Source organism: Aliiglaciecola sp. M165 (genome assembly GCF_007197995.1).
GTDB lineage: Bacteria > Pseudomonadota > Gammaproteobacteria > Enterobacterales > Alteromonadaceae > Aliiglaciecola.
This window is the reverse complement of record NZ_VKKH01000005.1, coordinates 203239-225444: the sequence shown is the minus strand read 5'-3', so window position 1 is coordinate 225444 and position 22206 is coordinate 203239. Positions and strand designations below refer to the sequence as shown.

At 39.4% G+C, this 22206-nt stretch carries 17 protein-coding genes and 1 pseudogene; 7 read left to right on the top strand and 11 right to left on the bottom strand.

The features are described from left to right. Positions 1-26: 26 nt before the first annotated feature. The gene (locus tag FM019_RS11135; protein ID WP_143836147.1) at positions 27-3179 is read right to left on the bottom strand and encodes a hybrid sensor histidine kinase/response regulator; all 3153 of its coding nucleotides are present in this window, start codon (positions 3177-3179) and stop codon (positions 27-29) included. A gap of 195 nt (positions 3180-3374) precedes the next feature. Here FM019_RS11135 and FM019_RS11130 point away from each other — a divergent pair, with 195 nt between their 5' ends. Together FM019_RS11130 and parC are read left to right on the top strand one after the other, a co-directional pair. Further along, entirely contained in the window at positions 3375-4496 is a 1122-nt protein-coding gene (locus FM019_RS11130) for a PQQ-dependent sugar dehydrogenase (RefSeq protein ID WP_143836012.1), read from the top strand. Between the two features lie 64 nt (positions 4497-4560). Further along, positions 4561-6873 (top strand): DNA topoisomerase IV subunit A, encoded by a 2313-nt coding sequence (gene parC / locus FM019_RS11125; RefSeq protein WP_143836011.1) that lies wholly within the window; start codon positions 4561-4563, stop codon positions 6871-6873. A 61-nt stretch (positions 6874-6934) separates the two neighbouring features. Here the strand turns inward: parC and FM019_RS11120 are convergent, their stop codons facing one another. Both FM019_RS11120 and FM019_RS11115 read right to left on the bottom strand, forming a co-directional pair. Continuing rightward, positions 6935-7651, bottom strand: a complete 717-nt coding sequence (locus tag FM019_RS11120) for an esterase/lipase family protein (RefSeq protein WP_143836010.1) — start codon at positions 7649-7651, stop codon at positions 6935-6937. 78 nt (positions 7652-7729) lie between these two features. Continuing rightward, positions 7730-7936, bottom strand: a complete 207-nt coding sequence (locus FM019_RS11115) for a helix-turn-helix domain-containing protein (protein WP_143836009.1) — start codon at positions 7934-7936, stop codon at positions 7730-7732. Positions 7937-8468: 532 nt separating this feature from the next. Between FM019_RS11115 and FM019_RS20995 the strand changes: the two are divergent. After that, positions 8469-8591: pseudogene (locus FM019_RS20995) on the top strand (IS3 family transposase); the annotation flags it as partial. A 440-nt stretch (positions 8592-9031) separates the two neighbouring features. On the opposite strand, the gene FM019_RS11110 reads toward FM019_RS20995, so the two are convergent. The 7 genes from FM019_RS11110 to FM019_RS11080 form a co-directional block, all read right to left on the bottom strand. Beyond that, positions 9032-9994: a diguanylate cyclase gene (locus tag FM019_RS11110; protein WP_185969258.1), complete on the bottom strand. Its 963-nt coding sequence runs from the start codon at positions 9992-9994 to the stop codon at positions 9032-9034. Positions 9995-10058: 64 nt separating this feature from the next. Next, positions 10059-10673: a methyltransferase family protein gene (locus FM019_RS11105; protein ID WP_143836007.1), complete on the bottom strand. Its 615-nt coding sequence runs from the start codon at positions 10671-10673 to the stop codon at positions 10059-10061. A gap of 461 nt (positions 10674-11134) precedes the next feature. Beyond that, positions 11135-11572 carry a GNAT family N-acetyltransferase gene (locus FM019_RS11100; protein WP_143836006.1) on the bottom strand — a complete coding sequence of 146 codons (438 nt, stop codon included), beginning with the start codon at positions 11570-11572 and terminating at the stop codon, positions 11135-11137. A gap of 381 nt (positions 11573-11953) precedes the next feature. Next, complete coding sequence (locus tag FM019_RS11095) at positions 11954-12601, bottom strand: hypothetical protein (protein ID WP_143836005.1); 648 nt, start codon at positions 12599-12601, stop codon at positions 11954-11956. A 597-nt stretch (positions 12602-13198) separates the two neighbouring features. Continuing rightward, entirely contained in the window at positions 13199-13732 is a 534-nt protein-coding gene (locus FM019_RS11090; RefSeq protein WP_143836004.1) for a hypothetical protein, read from the bottom strand. Between the two features lie 57 nt (positions 13733-13789). Next, positions 13790-14362: a hypothetical protein gene (locus FM019_RS11085; protein ID WP_143836003.1), complete on the bottom strand. Its 573-nt coding sequence runs from the start codon at positions 14360-14362 to the stop codon at positions 13790-13792. 421 nt (positions 14363-14783) lie between these two features. Beyond that, positions 14784-16640, bottom strand: a complete 1857-nt coding sequence (locus tag FM019_RS11080) for a diguanylate cyclase (RefSeq protein ID WP_143836002.1) — start codon at positions 16638-16640, stop codon at positions 14784-14786. A gap of 268 nt (positions 16641-16908) precedes the next feature. On the opposite strand from FM019_RS11080, the gene FM019_RS11075 reads away from it, so the two are divergent. Then, positions 16909-17916 (top strand): GlxA family transcriptional regulator, encoded by a 1008-nt coding sequence (locus tag FM019_RS11075; protein WP_143836001.1) that lies wholly within the window; start codon positions 16909-16911, stop codon positions 17914-17916. A 141-nt stretch (positions 17917-18057) separates the two neighbouring features. On the opposite strand, the gene FM019_RS11070 is transcribed toward FM019_RS11075, so the two are convergent. Continuing rightward, positions 18058-19056, bottom strand: a complete 999-nt coding sequence (locus FM019_RS11070; RefSeq protein ID WP_143836000.1) for a GlxA family transcriptional regulator — start codon at positions 19054-19056, stop codon at positions 18058-18060. Positions 19057-19300: 244 nt separating this feature from the next. Here FM019_RS11070 and FM019_RS11065 point away from each other — a divergent pair, with 244 nt between their 5' ends. The 3 genes from FM019_RS11065 (at position 19301) to FM019_RS20920 (ending at position 22153) form a co-directional block, all read left to right on the top strand. Further along, positions 19301-20497, top strand: coding sequence for a hypothetical protein (locus tag FM019_RS11065; RefSeq protein ID WP_143835999.1), 1197 nt, complete (start codon positions 19301-19303; stop codon positions 20495-20497). A 10-nt stretch (positions 20498-20507) separates the two neighbouring features. Continuing rightward, entirely contained in the window at positions 20508-20915 is a 408-nt protein-coding gene (locus FM019_RS11060; RefSeq protein ID WP_143835998.1) for a phosphate ABC transporter substrate-binding protein, read from the top strand. Between the two features lie 1100 nt (positions 20916-22015). Further along, the gene (locus FM019_RS20920; RefSeq protein ID WP_221934373.1) at positions 22016-22153 is read left to right on the top strand and encodes a hypothetical protein; all 138 of its coding nucleotides are present in this window, start codon (positions 22016-22018) and stop codon (positions 22151-22153) included. Positions 22154-22206: the final 53 nt, after the last annotated feature.

Sequence of the window (22206 nt, the reverse complement as noted above, 5' to 3'; positions counted from 1 at the left end):
TGATCGTTTATTTATACGGATCAGTACTATCCAGATTTCGAGGACGCGGTTGCATACTCCGCCCCTTGTTCGATAATAGCCTCTGCTTCAGTAAAAAAGTCTGGTAGTTTGCGTTCGACCACATCAAATTGTCCGCTTTTGATGGCTATTTCCAGCTCTTCGCAAAGTTCTAATAACTTAGGTACACCGGTATAGCACGAAGCGCCATGAAGTTTATGGATCAATGCTTTTAATTCGTCTCGATCAGCGTTTTCCCAGCTGGTCTTTATGTCACATACAAAATTAGGAAGTTGTTCGATAAAAGCATTGAGAAGCTCTAAAGCGGCGTCTCGATTTTGATTGGCTCGCTTTAGGGCCAAAGACCAATCAATAGATTGCGCACCCAAATCGGCTAAATCATTATTATCAGCCAACGCACACCAACGTTGAATCACCTCAATCAAATCAGACAGGTCTAGTGGCTTGGGCAAATAATCGTCCATACCTGAAGCCATCAACCGTTCTTGTTCTTCCTTTAGTGCATGCGCGGTTACCGCGATAATTGGCGTGCCAAGGTTAAGATGAGTTTGACGTATCAATTTAGATGCTTGCAAACCGTCCATGTTTGGCATTTGTACATCCATTAGGATGAGATCAAACTCGTTCTCCTTGCAAAGGTTGACCGCTTCTTCTCCAGTGTAAGCCAGAAAAAGCTCCACTTTAGAAGGTTTGAACCAGGTTTTAAGCAGCCGCAAATTCATTTCCATGTCATCGACAGCCAGGATTTTAACGCTAGGCAATTGCAGTAACTCTGATTGCAGTTGATTTTGTTGCGACTCAATGGGTAGCTCAGTCAAACTAGCCAACTTGTTCAGCGTTAGTGGCAAACGAAGTTGCTTAACCATGTATTCTGACTTGTGATGCTGAGCAAACACCAGCTCGTACCCGGAATACAAAATGACCAATTCCGGAAGTTGAGCGTTGAGTAGAATATCTAATATGCCGGGGTTCGCTCGCAAGTAACCTTGTGATAAACATACAAATACGTCGCTAAACTTGTGTTTAATTCGTTTTAGCTCTTTTATATCGCTTACTAACGTAGTTTGCGCGCCCACGTTCGACAGCATCTTAGCTGTCGAATGAGTAATTTCAGGATCGGTCTCGTAGATGAGTACTTGGCGATTGTTCCAACCGATGTTGCGAGAAAAATTATCAGTTTTATTGAGCAGGTTAGTCATGATGCTTACGGTGAAGCAACTGCCGTTGCCCGGGCGGCTGGTCAATCCAATTTTCCCCCCCATTAATCGAACGAGCTGTTGGCAAATAACAAGTCCTAAGCCCGTTCCTTGGTAAGAGCGACTCGTTGCGTCATCAATTTGTGTAAAGGCATTGAATAGCTTTTTCTTGTCTTGTTGACTGATCCCGATGCCTGTGTCTTCGATGACGAATTTTAGTTCAAACATGCCATGTTTTAAGACTTTCCCAGCGACCTTGAGACTGATGTGTCCACTGGGTGTAAATTTTAACGCATTGCCCAATAAGTTTGTCAGGATCTGCTTGATACGCTGAGCGTCACCAACTAATTTTTCAGGTAATGGATTTAGCTCGAAATGAAATTCCAGATTTTTCTGATGTGCGGATTTAGCCATAACACTGACCATCTCCTCAAGTACATCATTGGGAGAAAAAGGTTGGTTATTAATTTGTAGCTTACCCGCTTCAATTTTTGATACGTCCAATACGTCATTGACGATGCCCAACAAGCTGTCTGCAGAGAAGTTTATAATGCGAACATGCTCTTGTTTGTCTACCGGTAACGGAGTGTTGAGAAGCTCTTTACTAAATCCCAGAATTGCATTTAATGGAGTTCGGATCTCGTGACTCATATTGGCTAGAAACTGAGATTTAATGTTGCTTGCATTTATCGCGTCTTTACGTGCTATATCTAGACGTGCGTTTTGCTCTTCAATAAACTCCACATTATTTCGCAAATCATTGGTTGCCTGCTGAATATCGTATTCCAGCTGACTACGGTTTTTATCCATAATAGCCAATGAAAACAACCCCGCTTCTATGAAAATACCTACTTGGAAACAATAAGTCGTGAAGGCATTTGTCGGCAATATCCCAGACAAGCTTAACATCCCTGTTATTGCTGCAAGTGCAAGTATTGTCCAGGCAAAAATGAAGTAGCGTGCAGGTCTAAATCGATTGCTATAGCTTTCGAAACCTGCGGCCAGATAGCTGGCGATAGCAAATAAACTGGTTAGATAAACCACAGAGTTTTGCCATAACTCTGGAAGTAAATTGAGTAAAGAACAAAACCCCAAGGTAGCTAAAAATCCGATATTGGTCTTGATAAACGGTGTTGATTTAGGTGCCGTCTCTTTCGCATTTAAAAACGTGTAGGTAAAGAATCCCGATGCGATACCAATGAGGATGAATATCAAATCCATGTGTTTGCTAAGCCAGACAGTCATGTTCTCTGATAGCAGCATGATTGAATGACCACCCCAGACAAATTGCCATACCAAAGCCGTGCAAATGTAGCCTACATAGGCTAATAAACTGGTTTCTTGATTGCTGATGTAGAGCACTAAGTTGTATATGGCAAGAATGATCAATCCACCATAAAACAATCCCCACATTAGGTTGTCCCAAAACATCGTTCGCAGGTACTTTTGGTAGGGCTGTATGTCTACAGGTGCGATAACTTGTGTGCTGCTGCTTTCTAGCCGGATAAACAGATCAACAGATAGTGCATTGGGTAAATCAACTTTGAGAGTTGGGAATCGAGTCGTTTGCTCAGTAGATAGTTTCCCTTGGCGGCTGGAAGCTAAAAGTGTTTTGCCTTGCAGAAAATAGAAATCCGCTTTGTCCAGATGGGAGAAGCCGATATCAATCACCCACTCTTCAATATCACTGACATTGCTAAATCGGGTATGTAACCAAAACCCCTTGTCACGAATGCCATAATTGGGGTTGTGACCGCCCAAGTGCCATTGGAAATCTTGTGTGCGTTTTCGCACATCTTCGATGGTCAGTTGTTCGTCAGTCTCACTAAGATATTTTAATTTGCCATTAAGGCGTAATGACTCGTTTTTATTGATCAATTGCAATGAAGAAAAAGAATTGGTCGAGAGTGGAGACTGACTCTGAGCAATTGGCACAACAAAAAACAAGAGGGCAGCAATGCTCATCCACATCAAATTTTTATTGATATTCATAGTCCATCAGTCTCTAAGGTCGTAACGTCCATTTAACCCTCTGCTATCATGTTTTTCAATTGCAAAGGCCACAACAACTTACATTTTAATATAAATTACGAATCAGTGAACCAAATATCCTTTGTTCGTTGTATATTAAACCTAATAATAATTTGCTAGGAACTCCTCATGAAAAAACTTGCTCTTCTGACTTTAGGGTTAGCCGCGCTTACGTTCACCTCAAGTAGCCTGGGATTGGCTCTGGATAAGCTCTCTTTGCCTGATGGATTTTCTATCAGCGTTTATGCGGAAAACGTTAAAAACGCGCGGCAAATGGCGATTGGCAAAACTGGAATCGTTTATGTTGGTAGTCGCGGCGAGGGGAAAGTACATGCGGTGGTTGACGAGAATAAAGATGGAATAGCGGAAAAAGTCGTTTTAATAGCAGAGGGTCTTACCATGCCATCTGGACTGACCTATAAAGATGGCGATTTGTATGTTTCTGAAGTAAGCCAAATATTAAAATATGAAAACATCGATTCCACCTATACGAAATCTCCTCAAGGTAAGGTGGTCGTTGATGGATTGCCTAGCGAAAAACATCATGGATGGAAAAATATCGACTTTGGCCCTGATGGCTGGTTGTATGTGCCGGTCGGTGCTCCTTGTAATATTTGCGAAACGGTAAACGATGGTAAGTTTGATGACCCCATGTTTTCCAGTATCCTGAAAGTCGATTTATCGTCAGGTGAAAAACAGTGGGTTGCTAAAGGTGTTCGTAACAGCGTGGGTTTTGACTGGCATCCGCAAACAAAAGAATTATGGTTTAGTGACAATGGTCGAGATTGGATGGGGGATGATATCCCTCCGTGTGAAATCAATCGTGTGAGTAAGGAAGGACAACACTTTGGTTACCCCTATTTTCACGGAGGAACTATTGCGGACCCGGAATTTGGCGAGGGCAAAAAAGCCAGTGACTATGTCCATCCAGAACTCAATTTAGGCGCTCATGTAGCGCCATTAGGTATTCATTTTTACCAAGGCAGTCAATTCCCAGCAGAATATAAAAAGACACTTTTTGTTGCAGAGCATGGTTCTTGGAATCGAAGCTCAAAAGTGGGTTACCGGGTAATGATGGCCATGGTTGAAAACAACAAAATTACCGATTATCGCCCATTTATTGATGGATTCTTAAACAGTGATGATACGGCTTGGGGAAGACCTGTAGCCATGCTGACACTGCCCGATGGCAGCCTTCTGGTATCGGATGATTTCGCTGATGCGATTTATAAGGTAACCTACAGCAAATAATCGTTAAAAGTGGCCAGCTTTTGCTGGTCTTTATAATAAAAACAATCGGTTTACGTAATACACTATGAGCGAAGAGATAACTATAAACAAGGATGGCATAGAGCAACTGGCTCTGAGTCGATTCACAGAAGACGCTTACCTCAATTATTCCATGTACGTTATCATGGACCGAGCGTTGCCGCACATTGGCGACGGCTTAAAGCCTGTTCAAAGACGCATCGTTTATGCGATGTCAGAATTAGGACTTAGTGCAACGGCCAAATATAAAAAGTCAGCACGTACAGTCGGTGATGTATTAGGTAAATTCCATCCTCATGGTGATTCTGCCTGCTATGAAGCCATGGTATTGATGGCGCAACCCTTTTCTTATCGTTACCCATTGGTCGATGGTCAAGGGAACTGGGGCGCACCAGACGATCCAAAATCCTTTGCGGCTATGCGTTATACCGAATCTCGTTTATCAAAATTCAGTGAAATACTGCTAAGCGAATTAGGGCAGGGTACGGTCGACTGGCAACCCAACTTCGACGGTACAATGCAAGAGCCACAAGTTTTACCGTCGCGCTTGCCGCATATTTTACTAAATGGTGTGACCGGAATTGCGGTTGGTATGGCGACTGACATACCGCCTCACAATGCTCGTGAAGTTGCCAACGCCTGTGCGTTGCTGCTAGATAATAGTCGTGCCGAGTTAAACGATATCCTGCAACATATTCAGGCGCCTGACTATCCCACAGATGCCGAGATCATCACGCCAAAAGCGGATATCCAAAAGCTCTATGAAACAGGGCGCGGGTCTATCAAAATGCGTGCAGTTTTCCACGAGGACAATGGCGAGATAATCATCACAGCGTTGCCTCATCAAGCGTCTGGTGGCAAAGTTTTAGAACAAATTGCTGGGCAAATGCAGGCCAAAAAATTGCCGATGGTGAGTGATCTTCGTGATGAGTCAGATCATGAAAACCCAACGCGATTGGTAGTTACACCACGTTCTAATCGGGTTGATGTTGAGCAGTTAATGCAACATTTGTTCGCCACAACCGATTTAGAAAAAAATTATCGCGTCAATATCAATATGATTGGCTTGGATGGCCGTCCTCAAGTTAAAGATTTACGCACTATCTTGAGCGAGTGGTTGTCATTTAGAAAAGATACCGTGGTCAAGCGACTTCAATATCGTTTGGACAAAGTGTTGGCCAGGTTGCACATTTTAGAAGGTTTGTTGATAGCGTTTTTAAATATCGACGAAGTCATCCGTATCATCCGTTACGAGGATGAGCCAAAAGCCGAATTGATAAAACGTTTTGGTTTATCTGACAAACAAGCAGAAGCAATTCTTGAGTTGAAACTCCGTCATCTAGCTAAACTGGAAGAGATGAAAATAAAGGGAGAGCAGGAAGAGCTTGCCAAAGAGCGCGATGAGCTGCAATTGTTATTAGGTTCGGATCGTCGCCTAAAAACCTTAATCAAAAAAGAGATCTTGGCTGATGCCGAAAAATATGGAGACGATAGACGTTCTCCACTTGTTGAGCGCGGCGAATCTAAAGCGCTCTCAGAGAAAGAATTAGTACCTTCCGAAGCGGTAACCGTTGTTCTGTCTGAAAAAGGCTGGGCACGCTGTGCGAAAGGTCACGAGGTTGATGCCGAAGGGTTGAGTTATAAAGCGGGCGACAAATATCTGGCTAGCGCCAAAGGCAGAAGCAACCAACAGGCAGTGTTCCTGGATACATCAGGTCGCACATTCGCCACTGATGCTCACACCTTACCTTCTGCTCGCAGTCAAGGGGAACCGCTCACGGGCAAATTCAACATTGTAGGTGGCGAAACCTTTGAACATGTGATCATGGGTGCTGATGAACAACAATATCTGATGGCGACTGATGCCGGATATGGTTTCGTCGGTAAATTTGCTGATATGGTCAGTAAAAATAAGGCCGGTAAAGCTTACCTATCTTTGCCGCTTGGAGCCAAAGTCATTAAGCCACAAACGGTTTCCAATATCGAAACCGACTGGTGCTTGGCTATATCGAATGAAGGACGGATGTTAATGTTCCCACTGCGGGACTTACCAAGTTTGGGTAAAGGCAAGGGGAATAAAATCATCAATATCCCCTCTGCAAAAGCCAAAAGCCGTGAAGAATATGTCAGTGTCCTTGCAGTAGTGCCTGATGGTGCCCAAGTGAAAATTATGGCTGGAAAGCGAGGCATGACGTTAACCGCAAATGACTTGATTCACTATCAAGGTGAACGGGGCCGTAGAGGTAACAAGTTGCCTAGAGGCTTGCAAAGGGTTGACGGCGTCGAAATTGAATTGACGCAAAAAGCACAGGAAGTTTCACCCGAAGTCGCGCAAGATAGTACACCTGACGAAGATTAGCCATTATTAGTCAATCAGACTACTAGCAAAACTATTGAGCCATTCCCGCGCAGGCGGGAATCTATTCATCGCTTGCCAACGTCATGGCAATGATCTCCCAAACTTTAGGGTTTATGCCTAATCCCATGTGTGTGCTCTTAACTTCGATGTTTCTAGCGTGACTGTTATAAATATCAATTGACGCCTGCCAACCTACTACGCCATCCGATTTGCTGTAGATTGATGTGACGGGTTGCTTGAAGCCTAATTGGTTTCTCTCTAGAACGTGTAGTTCAAAGCTATCTAAATCGAGATTCTTCCGCTTTGCATAACGCTTTCCAACGGCTGTGTATTTTGGGCCGCCAGATATTGGTGTGCCCATGGTGATAACTTCCCTAACGCATTCAGGAAACAATCGCGCTACCTCGCGAGTTAGCACACCTCCTAGACTCCAGCCGATTAACGTAATCGGTGTTTGTCCAATTTCTTCGAACAACTTTAATGTTCTTGCGCCCAGCCGCACAATATCCTGATCAACGTCACCATGATTGCGGCCCAGCTCCCAATTGTAACAATCATAATTCATTTGGCGTAAAAAGCCTTTCAATGGCGCCATAGAGTAATCATCGGCCATGTACCCAGGCACTAAAATAATGGGCCTGCCATCACCTTTAGGTAATGTGAGTAGCTGCGGTAGACTACCTAACGTGCTCAACCAATCTAACGGTGCTGTGATCTCTTTAAAGGTATTAAATTTACTGGGAGCCTTGAAGGTAACGTTATTAGTTGATTGAGACAAGCTATCACCCCTCTATACTTTATGACCTTTGTTAATACCTTCTAATGGCAAGGGTAGATCAACATAAGTTTTTCCTATTCATTCCAGATCTAATAGATCGCCAGGTTTACAATCTAATGCCTCACAAATTGATAGAAGAGTAGTGAAATGTATTGCTTTTGCTTTCCCAGTCTTAAGTTTCGACAAATTAGCCATGGTTATATTCACTTTTTTGGATAACTCTGACAACTTCATCTTGCGTTGTAATAACAGTAAATCGAGATTTACTTTCAATTGCTTCTGCATTATTGAAACTTCTCTGAAATGATTTATATATCGATAATGGATAATTAATTATCGAAAAACAATTACAATATGTGGGTATTGGATAAATGATGTTTTATATTTCGTCACAAGTGGGTTAGCCAGAGACAATTTATTTCATTAAGGAGAGTATATATATTCAGCACTGAGCATTTTGGCGACGATTGGATTTTTCATCTTTTTTGCTTATTACAGCTAAAAGTTGGGTAAGACCAAAACAGAGAACCCTAGGACAGCGGCAATCATCGAATGTTTACTGTGTTTTTTCCACCTTTTGCACTGATCTATCTAGTCGTCCTATTGCTAAAAGAAGACGCCGCGATTGTATGATTGTGTTTACCAATCCTAGACTTGAGACGGAATCGTCTCCTAAAAGTGTGGGATCTCTTATTCGTTGAAATAACGAATCCCGCACTTATCATGTTATTTCGCGATATGAGAAATATCTGCATATGTAAATTCTCATATTGTTTGAAATAGAAGTTAAGAGATCTCACCTCACTTGAAATTGTTGGATAATACCCTAGCGGAACGATTCTTCAGAAGTTTAATAATGGAATGGGTTCTAAATACTGGTTATCGGAATTTTACAGATGCCAAGCCACACATAACGAATTATATTGTTGGCTTTCACAGCTAAACTAGGCCCAGTACACTGGCGGTCTGAGTCCAATCGAATCAGAAAAAAGATACTGCTATACTATAAACCTTGGTCAATATAACTTGACCACTACATAGATAGATTCGATGTATTCGTTGAGCACTGGAGGAACATTTACGAGTAATCAACGTTGTATCCCTGAATTTAGGGATGAAGCACGTTAGGAAATTGAGCTATGGTCAAATAGTATAATCATGTTCGAACCCGAAGCTCAATGAATTACATATTACCAGGTGAGTTTGCAAAACAGGCCGAATAATATGAAAAACCTCATCGAAGGATTGGTGCTAATCTTTCAAAATAGTGCTTTTTATTGGGTCCAGTCATATTGAAAGCAAGTCAAAATTAAAATGATTCTTATAATAGTACATCTAGTCAGAGTAAAGGTTTAAAAAAAGTTATAATCTGACAAAACATTAGGTAAACCAGACCCGATTTTTGCCATGTCGCTTCGCTTCGTACAAGTTCTTATCTGCAATAGCAATTACCTCTTCAATGCTCGATGAATTTTGTGGTAGTTCGGCAATACCGATACTCACTGTAAGTACTCCATATTCTGAGTTTGGATTTGTTAGTTGAAGTGAAAAAACTTGATGAAGAATTTTTTGCCCAATTTTAAGTGCCAAATGACGATTTGTATTGGGTAACAATACACCGAATTCTTCCCCTCCAAAACGCGCTAGACTATCGCTTGGTCGCTGGCAGTGAAGAGAGATTGCATGCGCGACAAGTTTCAAGGCTTGATCACCAGCCAAATGACCGAAACTATCGTTAAACTGTTTGAATAAATCAACATCAATCATCATAAAATGTAGAGGTTCCATCCCACTCGCAGCATACTGTAATTCAGATTCCAATTTGTTATCCAAGTATCTTCGATTATAAACGCCCGTCAACCCATCTAAGAATGTATTTTTGCGCAGTTTATCGGTCGTCAATTTTGCATTTAGATGTGCTTTCACTCGATGTAGCAATGTTGATTTTACAATTGGCTTGTTTACAAAATCTACGCAACCAGCTTCCCAACATGCATCCTGGGATTCATGTTCGTCACTCGCCGTAATAAAAATAATAGGAATATGTTCTGTTTTTTTATGGTGTCTAAGCAGTTTACAAATTAAGGTACCTTCAACTTCAGGCATATGAAGATCGAGTAATACCAAGTCCGGAGGGGTGTTGACACAATATGCAATTGCTTCATTGCCACTTCGCATTAATACGACATTGTATTTAGGACTCAGAATACTATTCAAAATTTTCAAATCGATATCTTCATCATCTACCACCAGTATTGTATTTTTATCATCTTCAATAGGGGTTTTAGAATCAAGGATCGCTAAAGTTTCGAGTAATTTACTGTTTTTGCTTAAATTATTCACAATTCGTTCCAACTATTCTTATTTGAGTCGCTTACGCAAGCACAATTTTTGTCATAAACAGTTTTTAGTTTTTGTTTTTCAAGCGAGGCAGCGGTAAAATTTTTGGAACTTTTTCTTTATAATCCAGATAACTTTTCCCAATTGTTCTGACTAGGTCTTTTTCTTCAATTGGCGTAACAATCAATATGTAGCCGGTTGAGAGTATGGCTAACAAAAGATTGCCGTAAGTAAAGTTTGGAGAACTCCAAAAAACCATCAACCAACCTAAACTAATCGGGTGCCTAATAACGGCATACATGTATTTGACCGTAAAGGGGGGATCAACAGATGTTTTCCCTACCATATTTCGCCAAGTCTGTCTGATGCCAAAAAAAGAAAAGTGATCTATGACAAAAGTCGACGAAAAAATTAGAACCCATCCAGAAACGTGAAAAATAATTACAAACATCTTTGTTATTGGGTGAGAAAATTCAATGAAAAGGTTTGGCAAAGGAAACCATAAATAGAGAAAAGTAATTGTTGTAATACCACTTATAAATATGTAGAAAGCTCTTTGCATCGCAAAATGAAAGTGAGAATTCCACCAACCTTTGAAAGATGAACGTGCCATTAAAGAGTGAATTGAGAAGTAAATAATAGCCAGAAAAACGTTACTAGCAATTTGGTATTCAAGAGGCATGTCGTAGCCTCGATTATGTAGAGGGTTAAACAACATTGCTCCACTAAATAGGAATATCATCAATAGAACAATCGAAAGTGCCCCTATGGTATAGGACACTATCGAAAAAATGAAAATTGCGTAGTTTTTCATTTTACCCCACAGTTAATTAGCAACATATTGATGACAAAACCTTGACTTAGATTTTTCGTGAAGAATAAAATCTGATAATGATACTAGCGGATATAACATTAAATTATGAGGGGCTATATGGTTAAAAAAGTGCCATATCTCTCAAATATTTGAAGGTATTTACAGAGTTTGAGAAGTTCTCTACTTTGGCTTAGTTTTCAGGAAAGGACAAAGCGAGAAAACAACAATCGTTTATATTCTGGCTTAATCTAGACTCTTCATCACACAAGCATATTCAACCAAAATTTTTCTAATTGAGTATAAATACCTGATTAAACTTACCTTCAATATCAAATGTACTTTTCCATAAAAATTAAAGTTCTTTGAGAGTAGTTCGCAGTCTTAAACTTTTCATATCCTGTTTTTTCATAGATGTGCCTGGCTCGGGTGTTGTAGGAAAAAACATCAAGCCAAATCCTCTTACAGGCTAAATGAGTCTCGCAATATTTTTCCAAGGCATATAGCGATCTTTGACCCACCCCTATGCCTTTCTTAAAAACAACCATTCTCCTCAACTCGACACTCTCTGAGTTTTCGGTGCGTATCATAAAGAAACCAACAAGTGCACCATCGTCATATATGGACAGGTATGTGAGAGCCTCATCCGCTTGAAAGCACATATGCTGTTTAAAGGTGGTGGGAATAATAAATCTTGCAGTATCTTCCTTTTTCTCCATTTCGGAAAATTTGCGTAATTGCTCTAATTTAGAGACGTCTAATTCGAGCATATAAGTTCCTATTAAAAATGTTAATTTTGAAAGAAAATGTCAAAAGCTCATTTGGAATGACGAGATCTCATATTAATTTAGCCATATGTTCTTAAGGAAAAACAAATGGCATCGAAAGTCCTATTTAGAATAACCTTGTTAATCCAGCGATTATGTTTCTAACAAGTCTAAAAAAACTGCTTAAATTAGCTTGAGCCATTTAAAAGCTAAAATTTAGGAGACTATTACTTGCTATGTATTAACTAAGAACAGCACTAAGTCCATTTTATATTTGGTCCTAATTTGTCGATATAAATCTGTCAGATTATTCGACCAATCCCATCTATCTGAGACACCGAGGTCAAAATTTGAGGACGTTCCCCGAGGACGGCTTTAACGTGCTCAATTCGAACTGCCGATAACACAAATGTTGGTAAAAATTAGCAAACTACTCTCCTCGCTACGCTCGATGATACATTCGCTAAACTGAAGACCAACAAGCGCTTTACCCATTACCAACCAATCTGAAAGAAGGTCTATCTGCTTGTAGTCATAAGAGGATATTACAATCTCACACACAATATCCGTACATCTAAATTTTGCGTCTACTTCACTATTAGGAGCATGTTCTAAAAAATTATTTCTATAATTTTGGTAAAGTATTTCTTGAAAAGCATTGTTATAGTCTGATTGATTTAGTTCGCTCTGGTAATTTCCAAATTCTTCCTCCATGCTAATTATATTAGTGTCTGCAATATCCAACCCAGACTCATCATGACGCCTATCTAAATTGCCATCTAACGTATCAATAGGCGTCAAGAGTGGGGTTTTTTTCTCAGGGCTAGTTTTTTCTTCCGGCGAACTATACGCTGTATTAACCTCATTTATTTTTAGCTTAACTTCGTTTATTTCTTTTAAATAAATTTGAAGGGATTTACTCTGCGCTTCGTTGAAAAATTCATATTGCCTATTCAGCTTTACATGCAAGAACAAACTCGCACATACATTTACTATTACTACGGTAAAGCAAATCAGGAAAATTTTTTTCATTAATCTTCGTACTCGATTATCGCTGAATAATTAAATAGACTCATGCCAGGTCCCAAAGTACATTTCAGAATTGCGCTGCCACTTGCAAAGCCACCATAAATGGGACCAATAGACTTCGCTCCGAAAGATGTTTCTCCTACAAATGATATAAAAGAGCTAACTTTGTAGCTAGACCCCTTCCAATTTCTATGTGTAACGTAGCATCCGACCACAGAAGTAGCAGTTTGGTGCTTTGAATCGTTCGAATTACCACGGTACCTGGCGTAGACTTCGATTGATATCGGTCTTTTTTCCAAAGAAGTTATATCAATTGGGCATGTAAGCTGAAAAAATTGTTCTGATGAACTATTGTGGACACCGTCGACTCTATAGACTGACTTTGGGTCCAAGTCTGAATTTGGTCCTGATAAATACGATGAAGCACAATTGTTCGCATTATAGATAACGGCGCTTTCACCCGTAGCAATGCTGCTGGTAGACGTTAACGTCAAAACTAAAATAAAAAATGTTCTAAAAGTTTGATTCATTGTGATTATCTCAAGATAGGTGGTTTAGCGGCTGATTTTTTGTTTCGAAAATTCATAAACTGCCACCTGATTAGTAAAAAGATGCTTCGTAACTGATTAAACCCATTCCTGGACCAATTAAGCACTCCATTCCCGCGCTTCCACTGTATATCCAGTCTACACTTAGCTCCCGCTCGATTGACCCACTCGATGTAAGCCCCTTGAAGCTATTCCACCTAGTTGTATTGCCATACTGACCGCTCCAATTTGTCGTTTTTAATCTACAGCCTATTGGATGAAAACGATTGATTTCATGCTTAGAAACATCGAAGTTGTTTGAAAAAGTTACATTGACGACTAATTTGCCACTAGGTGTCGTTTGAGGAATATGATTATCGATAGGACAATATACTCTGTGGAACTTACTACCTGAGGAATTATTTATTCCATAAATTTTATGTATCGCTCCAGATTCTTCTTCCCACTCTGCCTCTGACTCAGATTTATATACATGTACTTTACAACTATTAGTGTTATACAACGCTTTGTGTTTGGGAGTCTGGGAAAAAGCGCTGGTGGCTATAAAGAAGCACAGCGATCCGATGTAAAAAGATGGTTTATTCATTTGTGTTTTCCTTCGGGGTGTAAATTTCAAAGTTTGCGCTAAATAATGTTGGAGGGATCATTGAGAAACCACGTAATTAAATATTTTTGAGTCTGGCCCCATATAACAGGAAATACCGTACGTACTGTCGGTGTTTTGCGTGAGACTTGGCAATTGTTTGCTGGTCCCCCCGGTTAAACCTGCAAAAGATACGAATTGAGATTTTTTTGAATATTTCCTGTCCGAGGTTCTGGAATTTAATCGACAACCAACTGGCCACCATACATAGTATCCATCTCCGTAATAATGATTGAGAGTCTCTGTTCCCTCTCTAAATTTATCGGAGTTTTTAAATCTCACTTCAACTGAAACTGGTGATACTATTTCAGGTGCTAAATTGACAATAGGACAATTTACACTAAAAAACTTATCGCTTGACTTATTGTGCAGTCCATAGCTGGAATATACAGAGCTGGGAATGTTGTTATCGTCCCAAGATTCTTTTCCTGAAAACCATGTTAAAGATCCGTCCATTGAATTGAGTGCGCATTTGCTGGCGCTGTATACAACATTGTTTTCCGAAGAACCAAGCACACTCAATGATGAGATCGTTGAAACTATAAGAAAAACTACATTAATGCGTAATTTCATTTGTTACTCCATTGGCAGGGTGACACTGATAGGCCAACCAATTGTTAATTTTTGACAGAAGCACTTTTTCAAGGTTAATTTCATAACGTCATGCTTAAAGCTGTTGCTAAGAAGCAACAATTACGCATTAAAATAAGGAAAAATTAGATTTCCACAAAACTTGGTTTAAAGCGCTTACTATTAAATGCCCCTGTTTATAAAAACATCACTCAAACTTCTACGTTAGTGTTAGTGTTAGTGAGAGTAATCGAGGCTGCCTAACTAATTTGCTGTGCTTATTGCTAGCTCTTAAATTGCTTGTGATCTTAGTACAAATCAGTTGGAATTAACGTGTAAGAACGGACAGAAAGGAGGCAATGAAGCCCAAAAAATTAAGATGAAACAATTTACGCTGAAAAATGACTATCGCTACTTAGATCCTTTAGTTTGTGCTTTCGAACATCGCAGTACGATCTCTCCCCGACGTTTTCGCTTGGTAAAGAGCAGTATCAGCTTTGTGATATATGCTATCAACGGTATCTTCACTCGTCAGTGAAGCGATTCCGATACTGACGCTAATATGAACAGATATTTTCCCATCTGATAAATTGGTACTCTTCACTATCGCACGCAATCTGTCACTAAAAGCCAGGGCTTTAGTCAGGTCCGTTTCGGGTAAAATGAACATGAACTCCTCTCCACCGAGTCTTCCAAAATAGTCAGATGCTCTTATTATAGACAAGCACTTGCTAGCTATCGTAATAAGCACTTGATCCCCAAATGGGTGGCCAAACTTATCGTTCAAACTTTTAAAATGATCTATGTCAACAATGCCGACTACTATTTTTTTATCGTAACGTAACGTATGGTCCACTTCTCTTTTTAATTGATTTATAACTGCTCTACGGTTCATAACTCCAGTAAGTTCGTCAGTCAGTGACATTAATTTTATTTCCTTATTCTTCTTAAACAACAGCACAACCATAACTATGGAAACTAAAAGAGCACAAATTACAACGCAAGTGATAAAAAAGTATAACGCCATCTTTTCCTCTTTTAATGCGATTTCAGAAGCTGCTGCTTGCGCCTTCAAATTAAGTAATTCGTTCTTAACCTGAATGTCTCTAACTTTGTACCTAAGACTAATCTGCCTAGTATTGTTTAGTATTCGATCGTTAAAAACGGTTCTTTCCAAACTTAATATTTTATGTAGATAGGTATTAGCCATAGATACGTTATCAGTTTTTTCATATAGTTCGATAAGTAGCTGAAAGACTTCGAGTGACTGCAAATTATTGAGAGTGAATTTTTTCTCTAACTTACTAATTTTTGCAATTGCTGAATAAACATTATTGTCTAATGAAAACACTTTAGCCTCTGCAATTTCAGCAGCAATTATTACATCATTAGAATTTAAATTTTTACGTATATTTATAATTCTATTGAGATAACTTTTAGCCATTTTCACATCTTTGTTTGCTATGAAACAGTCAATTAATGCTATGTAGTCTTTAAACAATGCAATTTTATTCTGAATAGCATTGTTAATGGCGGCAGATTCTTCAATATTATCAATCGCTTCGCTAATATCTCCAGTAGAATATGCTATTAAACCAAGTGTGTGGTATATGTTTGCTTGAACAAAAGGGTGGTCAGTCTTAGAAAAATACATTAGCGATTGGCGGAGGTAATCTCTGGCGCTGTCAAAGTCTTTCATTTTGTAGTAGGCCAGCCCTATATTCATGAGAGCTCCATTTGCTTGAGCTTCGTGACCGCCTTCCAGAATATAGAGTTCGTATGCTTTCAGGCTATCTTGAATAGCCTCATCAAAAGATTGATAATTTAAGAAATAACGTGCTCTGTATTGCAAAGAAAACGCCTCTAGCTCATTGGTGCCTTTAGCGAATTCCACTGCTTTATTGTAAAGACTTAGTGCCCCAAACGCGTTACCTCTTTGCACCTCGACATTTGCTTTACATATGATAAATCTTACTTTCCCCTGATTCGTAGATTCCCCATCAAGCTGCGCCAAACCTTGTTCTGCTGTTCTCATGGCTTCTTCAAATTTTCCTAAATTTATTTCAGAAAAACATTTTGCCTTAAGTAATCGCAACAATAATTCGGGATAAGTCTCAATGTCTGAGGACTTCAATATTCTATTTAACGACTGTAAGCTTGTGTGTGGGTCCGAAGACAATCGATCCAATACGACTTTAAGTTCAGACTCTACTTCAGTAAATGTTGAAGCCATTACTACGATCGGAAAATATCCAAAAGCAAACTTTAAAATTTTTAGCAAAATATAATTTGCGCTCCAATATTTATATTAAAACAACTAATGCCATTTCTTGTTTTTCGAAGTTAAATATCCGTTATCACTTGTGATGAGTGAACGGGAAATATAGAACATTCATTCAGACTCTGCCAATTTAAAGATTTCTAGTCAGGATGATGTTAGTAATAAAGCTAATGCTTTTTAAAGTTGATTGAGAATAATGTGAGGGAGTACTATTGATATTAATAGTTCATCAGGAACTTAATAAATTACTAGCTATTTGGTGAAAGAAGTGAAAGTACAAAATATAGCGATTGTTATGATACCAGAATGTTCGGCATCCATATTATATATAGTTCATGAAACTCTCCAAAGTGTCGGTAAAGCTTGGACTTTCGCTACGCGAGAAGAAGTAGGAGTGACGCCTTTTAATGTGGAAATAGTTGCTCTCACAACTGACATCATTAATGCGCCAACTGGCGCACCATTAAAAGCAACTCATACATTTGAGTCCGCCACTACACCAGATATCGTTATTATTCCTGACCTCTTTGTAGATCCGTTTAACTCTGTCATAGGCAGATGGCCCAAAGAAGCTAGGTGGATTAAATCACAATATGAAAACGGGGCCATTTTAAGCAGTATCTGTACTGGAGCTCTGCTGCTGGCAGAGAGCGGTATTCTTAATGGAAAGATGATAACTACCCACTGGTGTGCATTACAAAGATTTGAACAGGACTACCCAAGTATTACAGTAAAACCCAACAGAGTCAGTATTGGTACCATTGATGACCGTATACTTACTATCGGTGGTGCCGGTGGTTGGGAGGAACTAATAGTTTTCCTGGTATCACGGTTTCGAGGTACTGCAGAATCATGTAGATTATCGAAGCTATGGTTATTAGGGGATAAATCTGACGGAATTATCCCATACGCAACTGGCTTTAGAAAACGTCGTCATGATGACAAGATGATCGAGGAGTTACAGTTGTGGATTTCTGAAAATTATGACAAGAAAAATCCAGTAGCGGAAATGGTTAAGATAACATCTGTTTCCAAAAAAACGGTTTACCGAAGATTTATGCAGGCCACTGGTTACACACCCATTGAATATGTAGTATCCCTCAGAATGGAAGAAGCGAAAGACTGTTTAGAAGCAAACAATACAAATATTGAAGAGATCGCTTCTGATGTAGGGTATTCAGATATGTCATCATTTCGAAGGTTGTTTAAAAAACACACAGGCGTAACTCCTAATCAATATCGGAAAAAGTTCCTCAAGTACCCCATAAAGCCTTAATAAATATTAACTTTACATGCTTACAATTTGGTCTGTGAAACGTACCTATTTGTTGATAGGGGAGATTAATAGTTGCCCCAGCATTAAAATGTAGTGCCATCGTTAATTTGGCCATTACATTAAACTTGATTTAGCGCGAGTTTACTCTGGGAGTAAATCATCAACCGTACTAAATTGGCGCCGGTACTCCGATGGAGACATTTGCACGAGCCTCTTAAATAAATTTCGAAATGAGCGAGGGTCCTCATAGCCAACATCAAAACATACCTGCTCTAAAGGAATTTTTGTAAGCTCCAAAAGCTTTTTAGCTCGCTCAATTCTGAAGTATTGAATATATTTATTTGGGGTGTAACCTGTAGCATCTTTGAAGCGACGTATGAATGTACTGTAGGGTAAACCAGCGGCTTCGAGCATTCCGGCTAGGGGGGTTCCATCAATAATATTGTCAAGTAACCACCTAATACTTTCGTTTATAGCCTTGTCTTTAGTACTCAGAGGGATGTCTAAGTATACATAAGGTTGTTGTCCAGAACTATATTTACCAAACAAAAACAACTTTATGATCCGAATCATCTCAGCCTTCCCAAAGAAACGTTGTACTAAGTACATCATAAGCTCTTTGGAAGTTGCGTAACCACCAGTTGTGATCAGTGTAGAGTCTTTGCCAGAAACTACTATTCGGTCGTCTCGATTAAGTTTTATTTTTGGGTAATTACTTTCCATCATTGTGTAAAACCCCCAATGGGAAGTTGCCATCTCGTCGTTAAGAATACCTGATTCAGCAAGCAAAATACTTCCCGTACATGCGCCAACAATTAGTGCACCTCTGTGGTGAGATTGCTTTATCCAGCTAATTTCGTCTCTCCACATATCGCTGGGTTGAATATTGGTTCCGATAATAAGGTCTGGGATGATAATGATATCTGGCTCATCCGCATGTCTGACGTCAATTAGATTATGAATAGATAGGCCGCTTTTTAGTAAAAGGGGAGCAGGTAGAAAGGAAGCCATTTGTATATCGAAGCCACTAGAACTAGCGGGAGACATTGGAATGCCATCCCAGGCTCGGCCGACAACATTAAGTATATCTATAAAACTATACGCCACGGAAGCAGAAGTTTCTCTAACAACTAGTATCATTATTTTTTTGTTATTTTCCACAATTTATTCCAACTAATAGTTTTAACCCTAATTCCTAATTTTAAACCCTGGAAGCATTCTTAAATTAATCACATCATCAGTAACACACGCTTTACCTGCCTCTTTGATGCGTTGAACTATTTTGAATCGAGGCTGAGTTTAATCCAATTATGTTATAAAAAAAATTTATTGCGTATTGGTTAACTATCAATAAAGAGCTAGTTAAATTAATGAGGTAACCAAAGTGAGAATAATAAGTTGTACTCCTGCACTCTTATTTATATTAATAACTTCTACATATTCCGCTTTTGCAGAAGTTTCTATTAACGGTTTTGCCTCCATTCGAGCCACTTCTTCAGACCAAGACGGTGATACTCCTGCACATCAGGGTATTGAAGGAAATGGTGAGCTTTCTTTTAAAGATGAATCATTGTTCGCGTTACAGGCTCGCGCAGATATGGGGGATGGTCTAAGTGCTACGATACAAATTGTTGCAGAGGGTAAAAACAATTTCAACCTAGAGGCGTCTAGAGCCTACATCAGCTATGAGCTCACACCGAATCACCGTATTAGCGCTGGTCGATTTGCAAATCCTTTATTTTATCAATCAGAATTTGAAAATGTAGGCTATGCCTATAATTTTGCACGTCTGCCTAAATCTGTCTATCAACCTTTTGAATTCAATACTATCGATGGAATAACTTTAGATAGTGATTTTACGTTCGGCCAATACGCTCTGACAACTAAAATTCTATATGGTAGCTGGGAAGGAGATTTTTTTGAGCCCCTTACAGGCGAAACGAACTCGTTTGGCCTTGATGATATTGTATCACTTAGAGCAAATTTTTCAGGTGGATGGTGGAACATATATGGTGGAGTAATTTTCAATGTCTTAGATGGCGGAGAAGTTGACACAGATGTAATATTCGCGGCCGCTCAACCAGCTATTGATTTTGCAATAAGTCAAGGGGCTACAGACGTTGAAGTCGACAATTTCTTAAATGCCATTAAATATACAGGTAAAGACGGAAGATATAGTTATTTAGGATTCAATATCGATAAAAATGACATTTTAATCGATTTCGAAATTACTCGATACGGCATAAAAGATTCCGTTGATGTGTTTAATCAAGTTTGGTACGCATCACTAGGGTACAGAGTTACTCCCGAAATAACTATCTTAGTCCACACTGAAGAATTTACCCAAGACAATGTGGAAGATAAGTTTCTCTCAAAAGTTAACAACCAAATTCTTTTCGATACAGGCATAGCGTTTGCCGAGGCGTTTAGGGAATACGAATTTAAAGGTTCCGGTGTAACCCTTAGACATGATTTCCATCCGAATGCGGCACTCAAAGTGGATTACTTCTTAGGGGAAGATTCTCGTACCGACGTTGGAGACTTCTCGATTTGGTCGGTTGGAATAGATTTAATATTTTAAGGGGAATAAAATGAGAAAAATTCTATGCACAATCCTATTTCTGTCCTTCAGTACATCAACGCTTGCTGAAATATCAGTGATAGTCCACAAAGGAAACACCAATTCATTTAACAAAAATGTAATATCAAACATTTTTTTGGGAAAAATTAAAACTTTTCCTGATGGATCAGTAGCGATCCCAATTAAACAAGAAGATGAAAGTATCAACACACGTTTTAGTGTTGAAGCGCTAAAAAAGTCACCGAGCCAATTGAAAGCTTATTGGGCTAAACTCTTGTTTACGGGAAAAGGAATCCCACCTAAGGCAGTCGCTAACGACATTGAGGTTTTAGAATTAGTTAACAGTAATCCTAACATAATTGGATATATAGATAGTAATAAGGTCACTGATAGTGTGAAAGTTATTGCTACGTACTAGCAGAGCAATTCATCAACATCTCTCCATACTTCGGTGTTGCCAGCGCTAAAGTTTGTAAGAGTGCTGAACAACGCGACCCAAATCATCAAATGATTCGGATTTAATATGCCTCAAAAGTGGTATAGACGCGTCTAATTATTGCAGATAACTGCTACGTTTTGTTAAAGTCTAGAGAGATTAATCGTTAGCAAAGATTTTCTGAATTCCCTAAAAAATACGACGAGGAAGAATGAATCGCTGCTAATTTCCGAGTCACCTCTCAGTTAGATAAACTAATTATAGGTGTTTACGAGCGATAAACTCTACTCCAAAGAATTTAAAACCGAAGCGGTTTAAACAGATAGATAATCGCTGTCATATTATTGCAGGAGTTGCCCAGCGATAAGAAGTCACTTCGCAAAGTTTTTGTGTGCGCGTGAAGACGTATTGTTCTGATTCGAAAGAGCACAAAGCTTCAACAGATTAGGCAGCAGAGATTAGGCTATTTAAGAAAGAACTTAAAAACGTACCGGAAAAGCGAGCTAAGTTTAAAAGCCGGATTTACTAAGTAAACTAGTCTGACGAAGGTATGCCTTTATCACTTCAACTGTAATTGTTGGCCTGCATGTCGGTAATATCGGATGCTGAATGTGCGTCTCAGTGGTTTCTAGGCCTGGCGTAAGGTAATAATCTCTATACTCACCAAAGAAGACCAACAGTTAATGGGTTTGATTAACCAGTTTTAGCTTTTCTATAGCAGCGAAGCTCCATGTTGATTTACGTGACGTAGGTGAGCGTCGTAATGTTCATCCAATACATCAAACTGATGCAAACCTTAAAGGTTTGCGCGCTGAAACTTAGTAACAGGTTCAGTTATGTTGTTTCCAACATGCTTCAATTGAAATTCAATCCGATGAATGTTGATAAGGCTTGGGCGACAGATATCACTAACATCCAAACTCATGAAAAGTGGATTTACTTTGTTGTTGAGCTACTGTCCTGTAAAGCAACCTGGTAATCAATGCAATCACGCATCACTGTAGATATCGCCTTGGATGAATTGTTAATGGCAGCGCGGCGACTTTTGGAATAATGGCCCATTGGAAATGTTCTCTAGAAGCATGAAAACAGAATGGGTACCAACAACAGACAGACGAAATTTTACCGAAGCCAAACGACGGATTGACGAATTTATTTTTTGGTTATTAAAGTCGGCTGTGGACGCATTTATACAAGTTGGATTGACACGAAATGAATAGAGACAGCCGTACTGGAATAACTATAAGACCCTCGCTGATATTGCTTGACCGCT